This window comes from Gemella sanguinis ATCC 700632 (assembly GCF_000701685.1).
Lineage (GTDB): Bacteria > Bacillota > Bacilli > Staphylococcales > Gemellaceae > Gemella > Gemella sanguinis.
In genome coordinates this window covers 148,097-170,286 of record NZ_JNJO01000002.1, presented here as the reverse complement: position 1 = coordinate 170,286, position 22,190 = coordinate 148,097, and the positions used below count along the sequence as shown (strand labels likewise).

17 protein-coding genes and 1 tRNA gene are annotated in these 22,190 nt (G+C 30.4%); 14 read left to right on the top strand and 4 right to left on the bottom strand.

Features of this window, described 5'->3' with window-relative positions; all coding sequences use genetic code 11:
• Positions 1-35: 35 nt before the first annotated feature.
• Together T369_RS0101900 and T369_RS0101895 are read right to left on the bottom strand one after the other, a co-directional pair.
• Positions 36-929: a cation diffusion facilitator family transporter gene (locus tag T369_RS0101900; protein ID WP_031550992.1), complete on the bottom strand. Its 894-nt coding sequence runs from the start codon at positions 927-929 to the stop codon at positions 36-38.
• Between the two features lie 150 nt (positions 930-1,079).
• A tRNA-Leu gene (locus T369_RS0101895) sits at positions 1,080-1,163 on the bottom strand.
• A gap of 338 nt (positions 1,164-1,501) precedes the next feature.
• Between T369_RS0101895 and spxA the strand changes: the two genes are divergently transcribed.
• From spxA to tig, 11 genes are all read left to right on the top strand, one after another.
• Positions 1,502-1,900, top strand: a complete 399-nt coding sequence (gene spxA / locus T369_RS0101890) for a transcriptional regulator SpxA (RefSeq protein ID WP_031550989.1) — start codon at positions 1,502-1,504, stop codon at positions 1,898-1,900.
• A 113-nt stretch (positions 1,901-2,013) separates the two neighbouring features.
• Positions 2,014-2,889, top strand: a complete 876-nt coding sequence (locus T369_RS0101885) for a CvfB family protein (protein WP_006363748.1) — start codon at positions 2,014-2,016, stop codon at positions 2,887-2,889.
• Between the two features lie 4 nt (positions 2,890-2,893).
• Positions 2,894-3,175 carry a hypothetical protein gene (locus T369_RS0101880; protein WP_031550987.1) on the top strand — a complete coding sequence of 94 codons (282 nt, stop codon included), beginning with the start codon at positions 2,894-2,896 and terminating at the stop codon, positions 3,173-3,175.
• Between the two features lie 30 nt (positions 3,176-3,205).
• Positions 3,206-4,126, top strand: a complete 921-nt coding sequence (gene rnz / locus T369_RS0101875; protein ID WP_031550986.1) for a ribonuclease Z — start codon at positions 3,206-3,208, stop codon at positions 4,124-4,126.
• Between the two features lie 15 nt (positions 4,127-4,141).
• Entirely contained in the window at positions 4,142-4,699 is a 558-nt protein-coding gene (locus T369_RS0101870) for an NUDIX hydrolase (protein ID WP_031550984.1), read from the top strand.
• Positions 4,700-4,702: 3 nt separating this feature from the next.
• The gene (locus T369_RS0101865) at positions 4,703-5,149 is read left to right on the top strand and encodes a Fur family transcriptional regulator (protein ID WP_031550982.1); all 447 of its coding nucleotides are present in this window, start codon (positions 4,703-4,705) and stop codon (positions 5,147-5,149) included.
• A gap of 3 nt (positions 5,150-5,152) precedes the next feature.
• Positions 5,153-5,599, top strand: coding sequence for a hypothetical protein (locus tag T369_RS0101860; protein ID WP_006363742.1), 447 nt, complete (start codon positions 5,153-5,155; stop codon positions 5,597-5,599).
• Positions 5,600-5,919: 320 nt separating this feature from the next.
• Positions 5,920-8,274: a penicillin acylase family protein gene (locus T369_RS0101855; RefSeq protein WP_031550980.1), complete on the top strand. Its 2,355-nt coding sequence runs from the start codon at positions 5,920-5,922 to the stop codon at positions 8,272-8,274.
• 189 nt (positions 8,275-8,463) lie between these two features.
• Positions 8,464-9,141: a YggS family pyridoxal phosphate-dependent enzyme gene (locus T369_RS0101850; RefSeq protein ID WP_031550979.1), complete on the top strand. Its 678-nt coding sequence runs from the start codon at positions 8,464-8,466 to the stop codon at positions 9,139-9,141.
• A gap of 20 nt (positions 9,142-9,161) precedes the next feature.
• Positions 9,162-9,860 (top strand): M48 family metallopeptidase, encoded by a 699-nt coding sequence (locus T369_RS0101845; RefSeq protein WP_031550977.1) that lies wholly within the window; start codon positions 9,162-9,164, stop codon positions 9,858-9,860.
• Between the two features lie 210 nt (positions 9,861-10,070).
• Positions 10,071-11,339, top strand: a complete 1,269-nt coding sequence (gene tig, locus T369_RS0101840) for a trigger factor (RefSeq protein ID WP_031550974.1) — start codon at positions 10,071-10,073, stop codon at positions 11,337-11,339.
• Between the two features lie 192 nt (positions 11,340-11,531).
• Here tig and T369_RS0101835 read toward each other — a convergent pair whose 3' ends face one another.
• The gene (locus tag T369_RS0101835; RefSeq protein ID WP_031550972.1) at positions 11,532-13,679 is read right to left on the bottom strand and encodes a transglycosylase domain-containing protein; all 2,148 of its coding nucleotides are present in this window, start codon (positions 13,677-13,679) and stop codon (positions 11,532-11,534) included.
• Between the two features lie 2 nt (positions 13,680-13,681).
• Positions 13,682-14,260 (bottom strand): Holliday junction resolvase RecU, encoded by a 579-nt coding sequence (gene recU / locus T369_RS0101830; RefSeq protein WP_006363735.1) that lies wholly within the window; start codon positions 14,258-14,260, stop codon positions 13,682-13,684.
• 240 nt (positions 14,261-14,500) lie between these two features.
• Between recU and T369_RS0101825 the strand changes: the two genes are divergently transcribed.
• The 3 genes from T369_RS0101825 (at position 14,501) to murA (ending at position 22,184) form a co-directional block, all read left to right on the top strand.
• Positions 14,501-16,201, top strand: coding sequence for a proline--tRNA ligase (locus T369_RS0101825; protein WP_031550969.1), 1,701 nt, complete (start codon positions 14,501-14,503; stop codon positions 16,199-16,201).
• Between the two features lie 186 nt (positions 16,202-16,387).
• Positions 16,388-20,737: a PolC-type DNA polymerase III gene (locus T369_RS0101820; RefSeq protein ID WP_031550966.1), complete on the top strand. Its 4,350-nt coding sequence runs from the start codon at positions 16,388-16,390 to the stop codon at positions 20,735-20,737.
• Positions 20,738-20,915: 178 nt separating this feature from the next.
• Positions 20,916-22,184, top strand: coding sequence for a UDP-N-acetylglucosamine 1-carboxyvinyltransferase (gene murA, locus T369_RS0101815; RefSeq protein WP_006363732.1), 1,269 nt, complete (start codon positions 20,916-20,918; stop codon positions 22,182-22,184).
• The last annotated feature ends 6 nt before the right edge of the window (positions 22,185-22,190 follow it).

The following is a 22,190-nucleotide window of genomic DNA, read 5'->3' as shown; positions in this document are numbered from 1 at the left end:
TGCTATTAAAATAGGAAAGAATAAAAAGATTGTTTTTAATGATTTGGATGACAATTAATGCCATGTGGTTCTAAATGAACTAAAGTTTCACAGTAATAAAACTCACGAGCGAGTGCTTTTTCTATTTTTATAGTTATATCGTGACTTTGTTTAACATTTAATTCCGGATTAACTGTTATTGTAATATCAATAAAGTATAATAAACCATGAGTTCGTCCTTTTATATCAACGATAGAAATAACACCCTCTAAGTCTTTAACGATAGACTCAACCTTCTCAATAACTTCAGCATCAACACCATCTGTTAGTATATGAGTAGATTCTTTAAAAATACTTATTGCTGTATAGATAATTAAGCAACCTACTAATATAGCGACTATTGAGTCAGCGATAGGTATACCTATATATGTTGCGATAATACCAACTAGTGTACCAATTGATACATAAGCATCACTTAGGTTATCTAAAGCAGCTGCTTTTAAAGACTTGCTTCCAAGCTTATTTGCCAGTCTAATATTATAAAAGTACACAGAAAACATAATTATACTAGCAACAACAGCTGTAACTGCAGATAACATACTAGGTTGTTCATAGCTTTTAGTTATAATTTTTTTTACTGCATATATTACTACTTCAATACCAGCATAAAGCATAATAAATGAAGCTATTAATGTTGAAATTAATTCTGCGCGGAAATGTCCGTAAAGATGGTCTTCATCCGCAGGCTTTCTTGAAATTTTTAATCCAATAAGAACACAAATGGATGAAATAACGTCAGTTGCGTTATTTATTCCATCTGCGACTAATGCAGAAGAACGGAAGAAAAAACCAGCCCCCAATTTTAAAAGTGTAAGCAGTAGGTATGAGAATATACTAAGTCTTGCACCGTGTTCAGCTTTTTTTAACTTTTCAAAAATAGAGTTATTCATATAAGTAGCTTCCTTTCAAAATGTATTTTACAATTATAACAACTTTAAAAAAATTATTCAAGAATAAAATTCTTATTTATAAAATAAAATTATTTGCCGATGGTGAACTTTTTCCAAAAAAATAAACCTCAAACATATTGAGGTTATAAATACCAGCAGCCGGGGTCGAACCGGCACGATGTTGCCATCGCTGGATTTTGAGTCCAGTGCGTCTGCCAATTCCGCCATGCTGGCATAAGATTATGATAACATAATAATGCATATTTTGTCAATTTTTAGTGAAGTACAAAGTAGATAATTAGGATGGGTAAGTTATAGAAAAAATATACATTATAATCGAAAAACATGTAATATAATAAAAACTGCATGTGTTTAAAAAATATTGATAATTTCTATTTTATTAACGTTTTTTATTGGGATAGAATATAAAAAAGATATAGAGGTCCTTGGTTTTTAATTTAAAATATTTCTTCAATATGATATTGCCAAAGGAGGATATATGTAGTATAATAAAGTAGTATATAGAATTATAAAAATATTAATGTTATTTTTATAGAGGAGTGTGAGTGCTGGTGGTTGTTACATTGTTTACATCGCCTAGTTGTACTTCTTGTAGGAAAGCAAAAGCTTGGCTAATTGAAAATGATATAGAATTTGTTGAAAGAAATATTTTCTCAGAAGCTCTAACAACAGACGAGATTAAAAACATCTTATCTATTACAGAGCACGGAACAGAAGACATTATTTCTTTTAGATCGAAAACTTTTCAAAAATTGAATCTTGATATAGAGAGTATGTCAATACAACAACTGTATAAAGTTATTCAAGATAACCCAGGAATGCTGAGAAGACCTATCATCGTAGATGATAAGAGATTGCAAGTAGGATATAATGAAGACGAAATAAGAAGGTTTCTTCCTAAAGAAATAAGAGTAAATCAATTAAAACAAATAAAGAATATGGTTAAGTAAGTATGTCCTGATACTGCTTTTACCGAGGCTTAAAGGTTGATATTAGGTTATCAACCTTTTTTTATGAGAATTAATAATAGCGAAAGCTAAATTAATAGAAAAAGAGGTATTACATGGAAAAAGAAAATATATTTATTACTGGAGAGATTCATTTTTTAGAATTAATAGAGAAAAAGAGTTCTTCTCTTGTATTTAAAGGACCAAATGACGAAGAGATAAGTTGTAATGAATCAGACGTAGATAGTTTGGATGACTTTGAAATTGGTGAAGAATACTCGATGTTTGTTTATCCATCGAGAAGTGGAAAGTTATTTGCTACACCTAATATTCCAGAAGTTACATACGGTGAATATGCATTTAGCAAGGTTGTTAAAGTAGAAGAAGATAGAGTAGGATTAGATATAGGTTTCTCACGAGAAATTCCGTTATTAGGTGAAGACTTACCAAAAGTAAGAAGTGTTTGGCCAAAAGAAGGTGATGAGCTATTTATTACATTACGTCGTGATTATAGTGGTCAATTATTTGCGCGTCTAGCTACCGAAACAGTAGTTGCATCCCTTTATTCTAAAGCTGAAAAGAATATGAAAAATAAAGATATAGAAGCATATCCTTATAGATTAATGAGAGTTGGAACTTTTCTACTTTCAAAAGATGGGTATAAGATTTTCGTTCATGAGAGTGAAAGAAATACTGAACCTCGTTTAGGAGAAAAAGTTACATTAAGAGTTATTGGTATAAAAGATAATGGAGAAATTAACGGTTCATTTTTACCGCGTGCTCATGAAAGAATGGATGCGGATGGACAGGCTATACTAGACTATATCGAAAATAATGGTTACTGTGAATTTACAGATAAATCATCTCCAGAAGATATTAAAGCAGTTTTTGGAATGAGTAAAGGTAGCTTCAAACGTGCTGTAGGAAGACTATTTAAAAATAAAATAATTATGATTGAAGAAGATGGATTATATAAACGTAAAGGAAGATAATGACATGAAAAAAATTAAATTAGATAAAGATACTTTATTAGGTGGAATCGTATTAGAAAATGAGAAATATCAAGTAGTACATATGAATTTAAAAACAGGGAATCAAACTGATTCATATAGCAATGATAGAACTATTTTATTATTAAATATAAGTGGGAAAATCACAGTTGCATATGAGGAACAAGTTGAAATAGTAAATGAATTTGAGTTGCTTGAAATTCCTGCGGGAGTAGCACATGTGATAACTTGCTTGCAAGATGCACAAATTTTTGTAGTTAAGTTATAAAAGATAGAATAATGATGTAGAGGACTATAAATGGAAGTACAATTTTTAGGTACAGGAGCTGGGCTTCCTGCAAAATTTAGAAATACCCAAAGCTTTGTTTTTGATTTTATGCAAGAATTAAAAGAATGCTGGATGTTCGACTGCGGTGAAGCAACGCAACATCAGATTTTAAAAACAAATATAAAACCTACAAAAATAAAAAGAATATTTATAAGTCATCTTCATGCTGATCATGTTTTGGGGCTTATAGGATTTTTATCATCTAGAAGTTTTTTATTAGATAAGAAAGAATCTGAAGTTATTATATATGGTCCAAAAGGAATAAAAGAATTTATAGAACAAAATTTGAAGTTCACATTTTGTTCACTTACTTACAGCATTAAATACATTGAAATTTCTGAGGAAGCGTGTATAATAGATAGTAAAACTGTTGGGGTTTATGCGTATCCATTAAGGCATAATATTGAGTGTTTTGGATATAAAATAGTTTTTAAAAAACAAAAAGGTAGTCTAAATGCTGAAAAATTAATGGAGTTAGGGATAAAACCAGGTCCATTTTATAAAAAAATAAAAGAAGAAGATCAGTTTGAGTATAACGGGAATATATATAATTCAAGTGATTTTCTATCTGAAGATAAACCAGGTAAAGAAATAGCTGTTATACCTGATACTAAGTACTTTAGCGAATTAGATGATATTGTAAAAAATAGTGATATAATTATTACAGAGTGTACTTACTTGAGTGCTACTGATGAGAGTCACGCTAGAAAAAACTATCATTTATGTATCACAGATATACATAAAATGTTAAGTAATAGTAAGACACAAAAAGTATTTTTAACACATATAAGTGCTAGATATGATAAAAGTACAGAAGATGAAGTTATAGAAAATATACACTCATCGTCTGAGGTATATATAGCACATGATTTTGATAAATATAAATTTTAATTTGGAGAGCTGATTATGAGAAGAGATTTAGAAGAAAAAACAATAGAAGTTAAAGAAATATTTAAAGGGAAAGTTCTTGATGTAGAAATGCATACGGTTAGTTTGCCAGATGGTGGAACATCAACTCGTGAACTAATTAATCATCGTGGAGCAGTAGCTGTATTAGCTATTACTAAAGAAAATGAAGTTATTTTAGTTGAACAATATAGAAAAGCGATAGAGCAAGTAACTTTAGAAATACCTGCAGGTAAGTTAGAACCAGGTGAAGATAATAAAAAATTATCAGCAATAAGAGAATTAAAAGAAGAAACTGGATATGAGACTACAGAAGATCAACTAACAAAACTTTTTGATGTTCATGTTGCATTAGGATATAGTTCTGAAGTTATTACTATCTTCTATGTTGATGGCTTAGAATATGCTGGTGAACAAAACCCAGATGAAGATGAGTTTATTAATTTGAAAAAATATAAAGTAGAAGATGCATTGAAACTATTAGATGATAATACTATTACTGATAGTAAAACAATGTTAGCGTTAATGTATTTAAAAATAAGGAAAGGCACGAAATAGTATATGAGTATATATAATGATATAATAGAAATTATTCAGAAATCTACATATAAATTAACACCTCAAAGGGAAAAAATTGTAGAAATATTAGTGGAAAACAGTGAGTTACACCTTAGTGCAGAGGAGTTATACTTTATTTTAAAAGAAAAAACTCCTGATATAGGTATTGCAACAGTATATAGAACATTAGATATTTTCTATGAGTTGAAAATTTTAGAAAAAATATCATTTAGTAATGGTGTTTCTAAATATCATTTAAGACAATCATTAGATGGTAGTTTACATCATCACTTAATTTGTACTAAGTGTAATACTATTGAGAAAGTTTCTAATTCTTTATTTAATAAATTAATAGAATATATGAAAAAAGAGTATTCATTTGAAGTTCAAGATAACTCATTATCATTTTATGGAACTTGTTCAAAATGTAGAGAAAAAGGTGAAAAGTAGAAGATGAAGTTTGATAAGGTAGAGAGAACACTTATTGTTATTTCTAGCATAGTTTATATCGCATATATAGTATTTATAGGTGGAATGATTAATAGTTTTAAAAACTATGTGGGAAACGAATATTTAAGAACTCGTATAGTTGATCAAATCCGTGAACAGACAAAATTAACACAAGATAGTGCAAATGTATCTACAAAAGATTTACATTATATTTTCCAAGTTATGGGGCAATTATCTTGGTTATACTTTGCTATGTTAGTATTACTATTTTTATTGTTAATGTTTGTTATTTTAAAAAAGGGAATACACCACAACGTAGTAGCTTTTCTGTTCTTAGTATATAGTATTCTATTATTAATTTTCAGCTTAGGAATATTGTTTATTAGTTGTATTATCTACTTCTATCTTGGAATTAGAATAATATTAATAAGAAATAGAGAAATAAAATAATTGATAAAAAAAGATTTAAAGGACGAGTGCCTTTAGATCTTTTTTTGTAAAAATTTTTATAAAAATATAAAATTTATTAAAGAAAAGCTATATGATTATAATTATATTCTTATTAATTTAGTAAGTTTTAAAAATGATAAGGTAATATACTTTAGGGTGTGAATAGGGATTTCTATACTCTACTTTGTACGATTAAACAGAGTTTAGTTATAAATAAGAGAGATAAATACAAAGTTTTTTAAGTAAAAGTAGATTTGCAAATTTTTTATAATACTAATATAATTTTAGATACACTAATTATAAAAAATTAAGGAGAACCTATGAAAAATAAAGTATTTAAATTTGTAAAAAGATTAACTATAATTATTTTGTCTTTATTAGTAATTGTAGGTGGATATGGGTATTATTTTGTACATAAGTCTTTACCAACCGTTGAAGGGAAAGTAGAAGTTGCTATGTTAGATAATGATGTAAAAGTACATCGTGATCAAAATGGAATACCTACGATTGAAGCCAAAAATGAAGCGGATTTATATAGAGCTCAAGGATATGTTCATGCTCAAGATAGATTATTCCAAATGGATTTAGCAAGAAGACAAGCAAGTGGAAGATTATCAGAGGTTGTTGGAAAAGCAGCGATAGAAACTGATAAGAAGTATTTAGTATTTTCTCTTAGAAAAGCTGCAGAAAAGTCATATGATGGATATTCAGAATCAGCTAAAAAAATTCTGAATTATTATGCAGAAGGTGTAAATGCATATATAGAAGAAGCTAAAAGAGATAAAAAACTTTCATATGAATTTTCTTTATTAGGATACGAGCCAGAAAAATGGACTGCTATCGATTCGTTAACTATCGGTAAATATATGGCTTATGACTTAGGTGGGCACTGGGATCATCAAAGTTTCAATAATTGGATCCTGAATAATTTAGGAGAAGATAATTTAAAACAACTTCTGCCTGAGAGTTTTTCTAAAAATCCAGATTCAGAAGAGATTATTAAGGCTAACTTAGCTGCTAATGCTAATATAAACAAAGATACAGCAAAAGTAGAAAGACCACCTATGGAAAATGGTAGTAATGATTGGGTTGTATCAGGTAAGAAAACTAAATCAGGTAAGCCTTTGTTAGCTGATGATCCGCATCTAGGATTATCAACTCCATCTGTTTGGTATCAAATGACTCTATCTACACCAGATCATAAGGTATCAGGTGTTATTTTCCCTGGTATTCCGGGTATTATATTAGGTCATAATGAAAATATTGCTTGGGGTGTAACTAACTTTGGTCCAGATGTTCAAGACTTATATATTGAGAGAAGACAATCAGACAACCCATATAAGTTTGAATATGATGGAAAATATTACGATGCACAAGTAGATAAATATTCAATAAAAGTAAAAGGTCAAGATGATGAACAATTTGAGGTTGTTAATACAAAACATGGTCCAATAATAGACTTTTTATTAAAACCATTAGGTAATGAAAATACAAGTTTTTCTATGCAATGGACCGCTCTTGAGTCAACTCAAGAATTAGAAGCAATTTTAAATATTGACAGGGCTAAAAACTGGGATGAGTTCGAAAAAGCTTTAGAGAATTTTAAAGCTCCTGCTCAAAACTTTGTTTTTGCGGATAATCAAGGAAATATTGCGTATAAATCAAATGGTAATGTTCCAATTCGAAAAAAAGGTAATGGTAATTTACCGGTTCCAGGATACAGCAGTGAATATGGTTGGACAGGATATATCTCGTATGATAAACTTCCGAAAATTGTAAATCCAGAACAAGGGTTTATAGCGACAGCTAATACTGAAACGGTAAAAACTGATTATCATACGTCAAATGTTTGGGCACAGCCATATAGAAAAGCCCGTATTGATGAAGTTCTATCTGAAAAGAATGATTTAACTGCAGACGATATGAAAAAATTACAGATGGATACAAAAAATCTTTATGCTAAAGAATTTTTAACTAATCTTTTAAAAAATGTAAATAAAGATAAAGTTTCTAAAAATGAAGTATATGATAAATTAAGTTCTTGGGATAATATTGATAATAAAGATGAAGCAGCTCCGTTAATTTTTGATGCATGGATGAAGAAAATTCAAGCTCATATTTTGAAAGATAAAATGAGCGAAGAAGCATATAAATTTATGCCTCATAAGGAGAGTTACGTAGATAAAATTTTAAGGGATAGTTTAAATGGCAAGAAAATAAATTTAATAGAGGAAAAAGGAGGTTTAAACACTGTTCTTACAGAAAGTTTAAATGAAACTATTAGTGAATTAGAAGGGAAATATGGTAAAGACGTTAATAAATGGAAATGGGGTAATGGACACATATTAGGTTTTAGACACCCATTATCTAAATCTTCGGCGTTACTTGCATATTTCTTAAATCCAAAAGAATATCCAATTTCAGGATCTAAGGTAACAGTTCAGGCTGCAAAACAAAACGAAGAAGGATTGGTTAATCATGGTGCTTCTTGGAGATTTGTTTATGACTTTGATACAAAAACTGGATATCATGTAGTTGGTCCAGGACAAAGTGGTCATGTTTTAAGTGATAACTATGATGACCAAATAACAAAATGGGTTAACGGGGAATATACTAGTGAATCTATTGGTAATATACCTAAAGGAAAAACATTAGAATTGGTTCCTAAAAAATAATATAAAAAAGAGTAGTATTATTAAAAAAAAGATAATATTACTCTTTTTACATCAAATCAATAATATTATTAATCAATTTGTTAAATTATATAACATTTATAAACAAAAGATAGGTTATCGTGATATAATTAAGATAACTAAAAAATATTTATTTTAATCAAAGAAGAAATTTGCAAATAAGGAGCTAAAATGGATATTAGAGAAAATTTTGACAATGTAAAAAGAGAGATTGCAGAAGCTTGTGGTAAAGTTGATAGAAATCCAGAAGATATAAAAGTAATTGCAGTAACAAAGTATGTAACTGATGCAAGGGTGGAACAAGCAATAGAAGCAGGGGTTGATGCTTTTGCGGAAAATAGACCGCAAAACTATCTAGAAAGGAAGCAAAAATATTCTGGTAAAGAATGGCATTTAATTGGTAGCTTGCAAACTAGAAAAGTTAGAGATGTGATTAATCATGTCGATTATTTTCATGCTTTAGATAGAGAAAGTTTAGCTAAAGAAATAGAAAAAAGAGCAGAAGATAAGATTAATTGTTTTGTACAAGTTAATGTTTCAGGAGAAGAGAGTAAGCATGGCTTAACTTCGTATGAAACAATAGAGTTTATTAAAGGTTTGGAAAAATATTCTAAGATTAATGTTATTGGACTTATGACCATGGCACCATTTGTAGAAGATGAGGATGTTCTACGTAATTGCTTTAAAAAATTAAGACAACTCCGTGATGAAGTAAGAGAATTAAATCTAGATTATGCACCATGTGAGTATTTATCAATGGGGATGAGCAATGATTATAAAATAGCAATTGAAGAAGGTGCGACTCATGTCAGAATTGGGACATCACTAGTAGGTAACGAACTGAAATAGAATATTCTGGGAGGTACAATATGAAAAAGAAATTAGAAGTAGGGAATTTAGATGTAACTGTAAGGTATAGACGCGGAATGAAGCATATATATTTAAGAGTTGAAAAAAATGCTGATATAGTAGTTAGTGCACCTCCTAGAACACCTAACTATATTATTAGAAAATTAGTTTATGACAATTTAGAAGAATTGGCGAAAAGACGAGAAAATATACTATCAGTAGCAGGATTAAATAGGGAATATAAAACAGGTGAGAAGTATTTTATTTTTGGTCAAGAGTATGAACTAAATGTAGAAGAAAGACTAAAAAATAAAGTTTTTATTGAAAATAATAAAATAAATATATATGTAAAAGATGAACAACAAAATAGGGAGAAGATTTTCAACTCTGCAATTAGGAAGCTATTATTAGATAAATGTAAGTTATTTGTAGAAAAGTATGAGCCGATAATGAACGTAAAAGTTAAAGAACTACGTATAAAAAAAATGAAAACAAGATGGGGAACATGTAATTTAGAAGCGCAGAGAGTATGGATAAATCAAGAGTTAATTAAGTATCCTATTGAGTGCTTAGAACATATAATTGTTCATGAGATGACCCACCTTCTAGAAATTAATCATACACCACGTTTTTACAGCTTGTTAGAAACATATTATCCAACATATAAAGAAAATGATAAAGTTATAAAAGAATTTAATAAATTTTTAAATGGAAGATAGGTGTAAAAAATAATAGAGAAATAGTTTTCTATTTATAGTTATTTTAAGTAATTAGGTATATAATATTTACTTGTATTGAGTTTTAAAAGTATAATTTTATATGCCTAATTATTGACTTTTTAAAGCATTTACTATATAATTAATCAAGAGTTTTTAGTATTTATTACTAATATTTAGATAGTACTTATAAGTATTTTGGAGGAAGAATAAATGTCACAAATTTTAAATAAAGAAGATGGAAAAGTAGTTATTTCTTTTTCAGCATCAAAAGAAGAGTTTGCGAAAGGATTAGATAAAGCATTTAAAAGTGCTGTTAAACGTGTAAATGCACCTGGATTCAGAAAAGGTAAATTACCAAGAGCCGTATTCAACAAAATGTACGGTGAAGAAGCTTTATACCAAGAAGCAATTGATTTCGTATTACCAGCAGCTTATACAAAAGCTATTGATGAATTAGAGTTATCACCACTAGCTATGCCAGATATCGATGTTAAAGAAATCAGTAAAGAAAATGGTGTAACATTTGAAGCTGTTGTTACAGTTAAACCAGACGTTGAACTAGGTGAATACAAAAACTTAGGAATCGAAAAAGAAGCTGTAGAAGTTACAGATGCAGACGTTGAAGAAAGACTAGAAAGCGTACTTAGCCGTGAAGCGGAATGGCAAGTAAAAGAAACAGAAGCTAAAAAAGGTGATATCGTAGTTATCGACTTCAAAGGATTTATCGGAGATGAAGCATTTGAAGGTGGAGAAGCTAAAGGATACGAATTAGAATTAGGATCAGGAGCATTCATCCCTGGATTTGAAGAACAATTAGAAGGAAAAGTTGCACCAGTTGATACTGAAGTAAATGTAACATTCCCAGAAAACTACCAAGTAGCTGATTTAGCTGGTAAAGATGCTAGATTCGAAGTTACAATACATGATGTAAAAGAAAAAGTTTTACCAGAATTAACTGATGAATTCATTAAAGAATTCTCTAAAGAATCAGCTTCAACTGTAGCTGAATACAAAGAAAAATTAAAACAAGAACTTACTTTAGAAAGAACAGAACTAGCTGAAAAAGAATATTCAGATAAAGTTATTTCTACAGTAGTAGAAAATGCTAAAGTTTCAGTTCCTGAAAAATTAGTTGATCAAGAAGTTGAATCAATGTTTGAACAATTTGCAGGAAACTTATCTCGTCAAGGATTATCATTTGATCTATATGAACAATTTACAGGTAAAACTGCTGATGAGTTAAAATCTGAAATGAGATCAGATGCAGAAAACAAAATTAAAACTTCATTTGTATTAGCTGACATTGCTACAGCTGAAAAAATTGAAGTTACAGATGCAGATATAGATGCTGAAGTTAAAAAATTAGCTGAAATGTACTCTATGACTGATGAAGGTGTTCGTTCACGTATTAGTGTAGAAGACTTACGTGGAGAATTATCTATTCAAAAAACTGTTGAGTTCTTAAAAGAAAATAACTAATTTAATTAAAAAAAGCATGGATATAAATCCATGCTTTTTTATGGTTATATAGAGTCGAATTTGTGATGAGAAGAGCTTATTCTAAATTGCTACAGGAAAAAGGTATAAGTAAAAATAATATTTACTATGAAGGATTTAACTTCTAATGTAAAAAGCAACTCTTAATTAATTTTAAGAGTTGCTTTTTTAGTGTTACCTTCGATTTCTAGAAGATCTATTTGATTTATTAGATGATGAGTTCGATGATGAACCACTTCTAGAAGAGCTTGTTATACTAGAGAATGAATTGAATGCACTAGTTACTGCTGATCGACTATCTCTTTGCTTTTCAGCTATTGATGCTTGGTAAGATGCATCTCTATCAGTACCAGCGTACATATAATCCGTTTCTGTATTTCTATGAGTTGAATATTCGACTCCATTTTTTGTGCTAATTCCTGCTGGCTTTTCAAATGCCGCAGGAGCTTTGTTATCTGCAGCTTTTGCCATGACATTAGCCATTATTGCTTGTGTAGTTTGTGCTTGAGAAGAAGATAATGCTTTTGATGCAGAATTTAATACATCTGCCCCTTGCCAAACAGAAACTGTATATTCGGTTGAGTAGCCGACCATCCAACTATCTTTAGTAGAGTTTACTATATCAATTCCGAATCTTAGACGAGCATTTTCATCAAAAGTACTTGAACCAGATTTACCTGCCATATCAAATCCAGCAACTTTACCATTTGGAGATGTACCGTTACTTGTTAAAACATTCTTAAGCATATTAGTCATTAAATATGCAGTTTCTTCTGACATAGCTTTTACGGATTCAGATCGCATAGATGGTAGTTCTTTACCATTGGCATTGAATACTTTTACTATAGTCGATGGTTTATTGTAATAACCTTTATTACCAAATGATGCGAATGCACCAGCTACTTGTAGCGGAGAAACTCCATCTACATTACCACCGATAGCAATTGTAGGTTCATCTTTAGTAACAGGAATACCTAATCTTTCTGAGAAGAATTTAGATCGTTCATATCCGACAGTTTCAAAGGCGCGCACAGCGGGAATATTGTATGACCATGCTAGTGCTTTTTCCATTGAAACAGTTCCGTGATATGCTCTATCCCAGTTTTGGATATAGAAGTCTGTTCCTTCAATTTTATAAGGTGTGTCTGAGAAAGTAGTTTGAGAATCCCAACCATAGTATTCTATACCTGGGGCATAATCTATAATAGGTTTTATTACAGAACCAGGTTGTACTTTAGCATCGACTGCATAGTTGTAGCCACCAGTTTTATAATTTTTACCCCCACCAATAGCTTCTACAAGTCCAGTTTTTGTATCCAGAACTGTAATTGCCGCTTGAGAACTATGGGGTTTCATAGGAGATGATTGGTTATCCAACATATCTTGAACATATATTTGTAAATCTGAGTTTAGATTTGTATAAATTTTTAATCCCATAGAAAGTGGATCGCTGACATTTTCAAAGTTTTTATTTTGTTTTAGCTCTTTAGATATTTGATCGATATAAGCTGCGTATTTAGGGTTATAAGTATGTTGTTCAGCTCTATCTTCAGAAGATTTTTCTACTAAGCCCTCTGTTATAGGAGTATTAGTGTACTCATCGTATTCTTTTTGACTAATTTTATTATTAGTAAGCATTGCATACAATACAGTATCACGACGATTTTTAGCCTCTTCAGGATAATCGTAAGGGTTGTATTGATTTGGTTGTTGAGGAAGCCCAGCTAAAAATGCTATCTGAGGGACAGAAAGTTCATTAAGTTCTTTATTATAAAAGTACTTAGCTGCAGTTTTTATACCGTATTGCCCATCAGAATAATATATTTTATTTAAATACATTTCAAGGATATCATCTTTAGAATATTTACTTTCTAATTTAAATGATAGATACGCTTCTTGAATTTTTCTTTCCATTGTTTTTTCAGAAGTAAGAAGAGAATGTTTTATAACCTGTTGAGTTATAGTACTTGCTCCTTCTTTCGCAGAATTAGATTTTATATTTACTAACATAGCTTTTGCTAGACGTTTAGGGTCTACACCAATATGAGAGTAAAATCTTGAATCTTCAACAGAAAGTACAGCATCTTTTACGTTTTGTGGAATGTCAGAAATAGAGACATACTCTCTTTTTTCTGCTCCAACCGTTGCTATTAAATTAAGGTTTTTATCGTATATTTCAGACGATAATGGATCTTGTAAGTTAGCTTTTGTAATGTTTGGTACATCTTTTAACTGAAAAGCTAAAAAGCCAAGTACTACAAAAAATAAAATAAAGCATATCGTGAAGAATATAGAACTAATATATTTGAATAAATGTTTCATTACTAGTAAAACTCACTTTCATTATTTTTTATAATATTTAAATAATCTAATCTAACTTTATAGTGAAATGATATTTCAAAAGCAGTTTCTTCGAATTCACTTAATTTTATAGATTTTCGGCCACCGTTTATGGCTCGTTCATTAAAAAATAGAAATTTTTTAAATGGCATAACAAATGTTCTATCGATTTTTTTGAAACGAACTATAATAAATGAAATTCCTCCTTGATTTAATATCTTTGTCATATGATCAATTTGGTGATCATGAATATTACTAAGAGAAAAAGACGTTGCTGAGTTAGTTTCTTTAGCCTCGAAATCTATATATTTTCCATTCCACAACCCATTGTAGTCTGTAGTAGAAGGTGTTTGATAAAAAGCTTTAGTAATCATAGCGCTCGCTCGATTTGGATAGTTAACCTCTACTACCTGAATAGGTATAGGTTTTTTATGAATGACTGCAATATCATTATTTAAGTAGTATTTGTTCGCAAAATTAATATCAGCTTCTAATTCCATTCCACGATTAGAATAATTTGTTTTTTGAACAAAAGTATTTTTTTTATTAGGATAATTAAACATACAATCCTCCGTTAAGAGTTTTCTAACATATTATACTATATTCTAAGTAAAAATTAAAATAGTAGAATTAAAATAACAGTAGATATTTACTAAAAAAATATGATAATTTTTGTAAATAATTTTAGATAAATATTACTGTAAAGTACTAAAATTTCAGAATTCATTTAAAGTTCTTTAGTAAAATAATGTGTTTTATGGTATAATAATAAAAGTAAATTTAAAATGAGAGGTGGTATTGTTATGAGACAATCAAGAACATTTATTCCAACAACAAGAGAAGTACCATCCTCTGCAGAAGCAATTAGTCATAAGTTGCTTATTAAAGCGGGGATGGTGAAGCAGGTATCTGCAGGGGTTTATACTTACCTTCCGCTAGCAACTAAAGTAATTCAAAATATAGAAAAAGTAATTAGAGACGAACACGCTAAAATTGGTGCATCAGAATTACTTATGCCAATTTTACAATCAGAAGACTATTGGAAACAATCAGGACGTTGGTACAAAATGGGAGATGAACTAATTCGTGTTACTGATAGAAAAAATGCAGGATACGCACTTAGTCCAACGGCTGAAGAAATTATTTGTCAAACAGTTAGTAACATGGTAACTTCATATAAACAATTACCTGTTAACTTATATCAAATTCAAACAAAATTCCGTGATGAAATTCGTCCTCGTTTAGGACTATTACGTGGGAAAGAATTTATTATGAAAGATGGTTATTCATTCCATGATTCTCCAGAGTCATTAAGAGAAACATATAATGACTATTATCAAGCTTATAGCAATATATTCGACAGATTTGAGTTAAAATATAGAGCGGTAAAAGCTGATTCAGGAAACATTGGAGGTAGTTATACTCATGAATTCCAAGCTTTAGCAGAAGTTGGGGAAGATACAATTGTGTACACTGAAGAGAGTGATTACGCAGCAAATATTGAAACTGCAGCAGTAGTTGAACAAAACTACACAATGCCAACTGACTATGAGAAAAAAGAACGTAGTTTATTAGAAACTCCAAATCAACAAACTATCGATGATATTGCAGCATACTGTGGTGTTGAAGTTAACCGCGCTATGAAAGCATTAGCTTTAAAAGCTGATGGAGAGTTCTACTTAGTACTTATGCGTGGTAATGACCAACTTAACGATATTAAATTTATGAAAGCTACAGGGACTTCTGAAGTTGAGATGGCTACTGAACAAGAAATTGAAGAAGTAATGGGAAGTGTTGTAGGGTACATGGGACCATTTGGCATTAAAAACTGTAAAGTTATCGGGGATAATGCGATTAAATATATGTACAACCACAGTTGCGGAGCAAATAAAAAAGGATACCACTATATTAATGTAAATCCTGGTGATTATGAAGTTGATGCTTATTATGACCTTCGTATGATTGAAGAAGGAGACTTAGCAGAAGACTTATCAGGACCAGTTAAATTTGCTAAAGGTATAGAAGTTGGACAAGTTTTCGAACTTGGAAAAGGTTACTCAGAGTCAATGGATATTACATACTTAGATGCTAATGGGCGCGCTAATCACTTCTATATGGGATGTTATGGTATTGGAGTAAGTCGTGTTATTTCTGCAATAATAGAACAACATAATGATGAAAATGGTATTATTTGGCCAAAAGAAGTAACTCCATATCAAGTACACTTAGTATGTGTTGATATCAAAAAAGAAGAACAAGTAAAACAAAGTGAAGAGTTATACAAACAATTAACAGAAGCAGGATATGAAGTTCTTTATGATGATAGAGCTGAACGAGCAGGAGTTAAATTCAATGATGCTGATCTAATTGGTATCCCATTACAAGTAGTTGTAGGTAAAAAAGTTGGAGATGGCATAGTAGAAGTTAAAGAAAGAAAAACTTTAGAAAAAGTTGATACTAAAGTAGAAGATGTACTATCAAAAGTAGAAGCTTTCTATAAATAATAAATAAAAATTAATATACTAACCGGAAATAAATTTTTCATCAAAATGGATGAACAACAATTTGTTTTTGGTTAGTTTTTTTAGTATAATAGAGTGGATATTCTAAATTCATATTTACTTAGAATGTAATAAAAAGAAGAGTATAAATTGTATATGAATTTATAAAAATAGAAAGTAGGAGGAAGCATGGGCAATAAGCATTTTTCTCTGTTAATAGAAACGTTAGAATTAGAAGAGGAATTATCAAATACAAGTCTAATAGATTTTTCTTTAAACAATATAGAAAAAGACAATATTAACAAAATATGGACTTTTAATTTCAGCGGTAAAAACTTACCAAATTCGGAAACATTAACATTATTTATTCAAAAATTACGAGATAGTTTTTCTGATGAATACATAATAAACTATCGTTTTAAATTAGAAGACTCGGTCTCAGAAGATCAAATAAAAGAATATTGGAAGTACGTAATTTTAGAAAATTTTTCTGAAGTTTCTCCTGGTTTACTACAAAGTTTAATATTTACTGAACTAACTTTAGAGAATAATATAATCAACTTAGATATTAAAGTACCAACAGTTTGGAATAATTTTATTAATGATAGAAAAGATAAGATACTAACTAGTTATTCTAATATCGGGGTAGAGGTTAAAGATATAGTTCCGATATTTACGCAACAAGATGTAGAGTCTGTTATAGAAAATCAAGAAGAAAAGATTTCTAAAGAGATAGAAAAACTTGAAGAATTTGAGAAAAAAGAAGCGGAACGCCGACCTAAAGAACCAGAAAAGAAATTTAGTGGATTTGGTGCTGGTGGGGGTAATCGCTACGCAAAAGAAATCAAAGATGAAGATATAGTAGAAATCAAAGATGTTATAGGATACGCTGGTGATGTTACAATAATGGCACAGGTTTTTGGCACTGAAGAGATTTCGCATAGAAATGGTACAAGCCAGTTTCGTTTGAAACTAACAGATTATAGCGACTCAATTATTTTAAGACTATTTGGTAATGGACCAAATGCGAAATTCCAAAATAAAAGAAGAACAGAACTTATAGAATCAGTAAAAGGAATTAAAAAAGGTCAGTGGCTTAAAGTACAAGGTACGGTTAGTAATGATCCATATTTAAGAGATACAATTATTGAACCAAAACTTCTTGAATTAGTTAGTAAAGAAGAGAAAAAAGATAACTATAAGGGAAGAAAAAGAATTGAGTTAAATACTCATACGAAAATGAGTCAATTAGAAGGTGTCTCATCAGCTAAAGATTACTTAGCAAGAGCTAAAAGTTGGGGGCATGAAGCAATCGCATTTACTGATACTTATGGTGTACAAGCCTATCCAGAAATTTGCTTGAGTTCAAAAGGTAAAGAACTAAAACCTATATATGGACTTAATGCTTTTATAATGGATGACAGCATTACAGCAACAACTAACAAAAAGAAGTTACGTTTAAAAGATGCTACATATGTAGTATTTGACGTAGAAACAACAGGTCTTTCAGCTGAGAGAGATAGATTAATAGAAATTGCGGCAATTAAAGTGAAAAATGGTGCTGAAATAGATAGTTTTGAAAGTTATATTAATCCAAGACGACCAATTTCAGAATTAATTACTAGATTAACAAGTATTACAGATGACGACGTTAAAGATGCGCCATTTGAAGAAGAAGTAATGACTAATTTTTATAATTGGTTGGATGAAGATGACATTCTTGTTGCACATAATGCAAAATTTGATTTAGGATTCTTAGATAAGAGCTTTGAAAGACTAGGATTAAAAAATAAAAACAATGCTAGTATAGATACTTTATTTATTTCACGTGCAGAAAATAAAGAAGCTAAAAGACATGGTCTTAGTAATTTAGCTAAACTATATAAAGTTCGTTTAGTGCAACACCACAGAGCCATTTATGATACAAAAGCTACAGCTGAAATCTTTTTGAAAATGTTAGATCAACTTTATAAACTTGGTATTGAATATCATAATGAAATTGATGAGAAGATAGATTTAAAACTTGCACATAAAAGATCAAGAACTTTTCCATGTTCTATCTTAGTTAAAAATGCTAAAGGATTAAAAGATTTATTTAGACTAGTTTCATATAGCTGTACAGATTATCTTTCATCAGGTAAACCTACTATTCCGAGAAGTTTATTGGAGCAATATAGAGAAGATTTATTAATTGGTAGTGGAAATAGTGAAAATGAGGTTTTTGAAGAATTACTAAATTCAAAAGAGGATAAGGTAGAAGGAATAATCGATTTTTATGATTATATTGAGATACAACCTAAAAATCACTATCACAGCTTTATAAGAAGTGAACGCATAACTGATGAAGCAGAGTTAGAAGAATTACTAAAAAAATTAATAGATATAGCTAAGAAAAAAGATAAGATAGTTGTAGCAACAGGGGATTGTTATTACTTAGATGAATATCAACATGTCTATCGACAAATACTACGATTAACTGTAAAAAGTAACCCTGGAGCTCGAGACATTAAACCTATGGCAACATTTTTAACTACAGAAGAAATGTTAAATGAATTTTCATTTTTAGATGAAAAACTTCGTGAAGAAATAGTTATTGATAATACTCATAAAATTTCTGATTTAATTGAATTAGTAGTCCCACTAAAAAATAAATTGTATACACCGAATATAGAAGGTGCTGCAGATGAAGTACGTGATTTAAGCTATAGCATGGCGCATAAAATATACGGTGATAAACTACCTGAAATAGTTGAAAAAAGATTAGAAAAAGAACTTGCTTCTATTATTGGTAATGGATTTTCAGTAGTATATCTTATCTCACATAAATTAGTTAAGAAATCTCTAGATGATGGATATCTGGTTGGATCTAGGGGTTCTGTTGGATCATCATTAGTTGCTACAATGATGGAGATAACAGAGGTTAATCCATTAGCTCCTCACTATGTTTGTCCAAAGTGTAAGCACAGTGAATTTTTCTTAAATGCAGAATATGCATCAGGATTTGACTTACCTAATAAAAATTGCCCTCACTGTGATGTAAAAATGATAAAAGATGGCCAGGATATTCCTTTCGAAACTTTCTTAGGATTTAACGGAGATAAGGTACCCGATATAGATTTAAACTTCTCAGGAGAATATCAAGCTACAGCACATAATTTCACTAAAGAAATCTTTGGAGAAGACTATGTATATCGTGCAGGGACTATATCAACAGTAGCAGAAAAAACAGCTTACTCATTTACTAGAGATTATTATGAGAAGAATGAGATAGAAAAAAGAAGTATAGATATTGAGAGAATAGCATCAGGATGCGAAGGTTCTAAGAGAACTACTGGTCAACACCCAGGAGGGATACTAGTAGTGCCAAATGATATGGATATTTTCGACTTTACTCCATATCAATATCCTGCAGATGATGAAACAAGTTCTTGGAGAACTACTCACTTTGACTTCCATTCTATTCACGATAATATTCTTAAGTTTGATATACTTGGACACGATGATCCAACTATGATAAGAAAACTTCAAGATTTATCTGGTATTGAACCAAAAACAATCGATGTATCAGATCCGGAAGTGATGGGTATATTCTCAACTGTTGAAGCATTAGGTGTTACAAGAGAACAAGTAGACTCTGCAAGTGGAACATTTGGTATTCCAGAGTTTGGGACAAACTTTGTTATTCAAATGTTAGATGATACAAAACCAACTACATATTCAGAGTTAGTTCAGATTTCAGGATTATCACATGGTACAGATGTGTGGTTAGGAAATGCTCAAGAACTAATTAAAAATGGAACATGTGAACTTAAAGATGTAATTGGATGTCGTGACGATATAATGGTTTACTTAATACATGCTGGATTAGAAGAAGGATTATCGTTTAAGATAATGGAAAGTGTAAGGAAAGGGAAAGGACTTACAGAAGATTTTGAGAAGGCTATGAGAGATAATGATGTACCGGAATGGTATATAGACTCATGTAAAAAAATTAAGTATATGTTCCCTAAAGCTCACGCATGCGCTTATGTACTTATGGCACTTAGAATAGCATGGTTTAAGGTGCATCAGCCTTTAACTTATTATTGTGCTTATTATTCAGTAAGGGCAAGTGACTTTGATATTATTACCGTAGTAAAAGGTGAGAAATCATTAAAGGCAAAAATTCAAGAAATTAAAACAAAAGACAAAAATGAAGTAACTGCTAAAGATAAAGACGCACTCGTAAGTTATGAGATTGCTAATGAAATGTTAGAACGTGGTTTTGCATTTTCAAAAGTAGATTTAGAAAAATCAGAAAGCCATGACTATATTATTGATGGAAATACACTTATCCCTCCATTTTCAATTGTTCCTGGACTTGGAGATAATGTTGCTAATAAAATAGTTCAAGCTAGAAAAGAAAAACCATTCTTATCAATAGAAGATTTTTCTAAACGTGGAAGTGTTTCGTCTACGGTAGTCGAGTATTTAAGAGAAATGGGGACCTTAAAAGGTCTTCCTGAAAAAGCTCAATTATCATTTTTTGATGAATTATAATTAAATAAAATTATATAAATTAAATTTATAAATAAGTATAAATTTTAAAATACTACTTTATTAAGTATTATAGTTAAAAAAAGAATTGAAAATAAAAATTCAAACTTTATTTATTTTTTAATTTGTGGTACTATAATAAGTGGTATGAAATGCTAAAAAAAGAGATGGAGGAAATAACTTGGAAAAGATTTTAGTTAAAGGTGGATCGCCTTTAATAGGAGAAGTACAAGTTTCTGGTGCTAAAAATGCTGCACTCCCAATATTAGCAGCAGGTTTATTGGCAACAGAGGGTACAAGTAAATTTTATAATGTTCCAAAACTTTCAGATATTAAAACAATTAGTTTATTATTTGAATCATTAGGAGTAAAAGTAAATTATAAACCAGAAGAAAATACAATAGAGATGGATGCGAGAAATCCATTAGTAACTGAAGCATCGTTTGAATTTGTAAGTAAAATGCGTGCATCGTTCCTAGTATTAGGACCAATGTTAGCACGTGAAGGAAGAGCTAAAGTAGCGATGCCTGGAGGTTGTTCTATAGGAAGTAGACCAATTGATCAACACCTAAAAGGATTTGAAATCTTAGGTGCAGAAGTTATTCAAGATGCTGGATTTGTTGAAGCAAGATCAAGCAAACAACTTGAAGGTAACACTATATTTTTTGACTTCCCAAGTGTTGGGGGGACTCAAAACGTAATTATGGCTAGTTGTTTAGCAAAAGGAAAAACAACAATAGTAAATGCGGCACAAGAACCAGAGATAGAAGATATGATTAACTTCTTAATAAAAATGGGAGCAAAAATTTCTGGTAAAGGAACTTCTGTTTTAGAAATAGAAGGAGTTGAAAAATTAGTAGGAGCAGAATACACTATAATGTCTGATAGAGTTGAAGCGGCAACTTACATGATTGCAGCAGCAGCTACAAGAGGAGATGTATTAGTAAAAGGTGCTCCTTATAAAGATAATGTTGCATTAGTTAGTAAAATGCGTGAAATGGGTGTAGAAATCGAAGTGTTTGAAGATGCTATGAGAGTTAGAAATAACTTAGAAACTCTTAAACCAGTTGATGTAAAAACATTACCACACCCAGGATTCTTAACTGATATGCAATCAATTATGTGTGTATTAACACTTTTAGGTAATGGTACAAGCACAATAACTGAAACTGTTTTTGAAAACAGATTTATGCACGTTGAAGAATTAAGAAGAATGAATGCTAAAATCAGAATCGAAGGAAGAAGTTCATTAATAGAAGGACCAGCTCATTTAGAAGGGACTACTGTTAGAGCTACAGACTTACGTTCTGGTGCAGCACTTATTATAGCGGGACTTATGGCTAAGGGTTCTACAAAAATCATCGATATTTATCACATAGACAGAGGATATGTAGATATCGAAGAAAAAATGAGAAAACTTGGTGCAGATGTTAGAAGAATTGAAGAGTAGGGGATG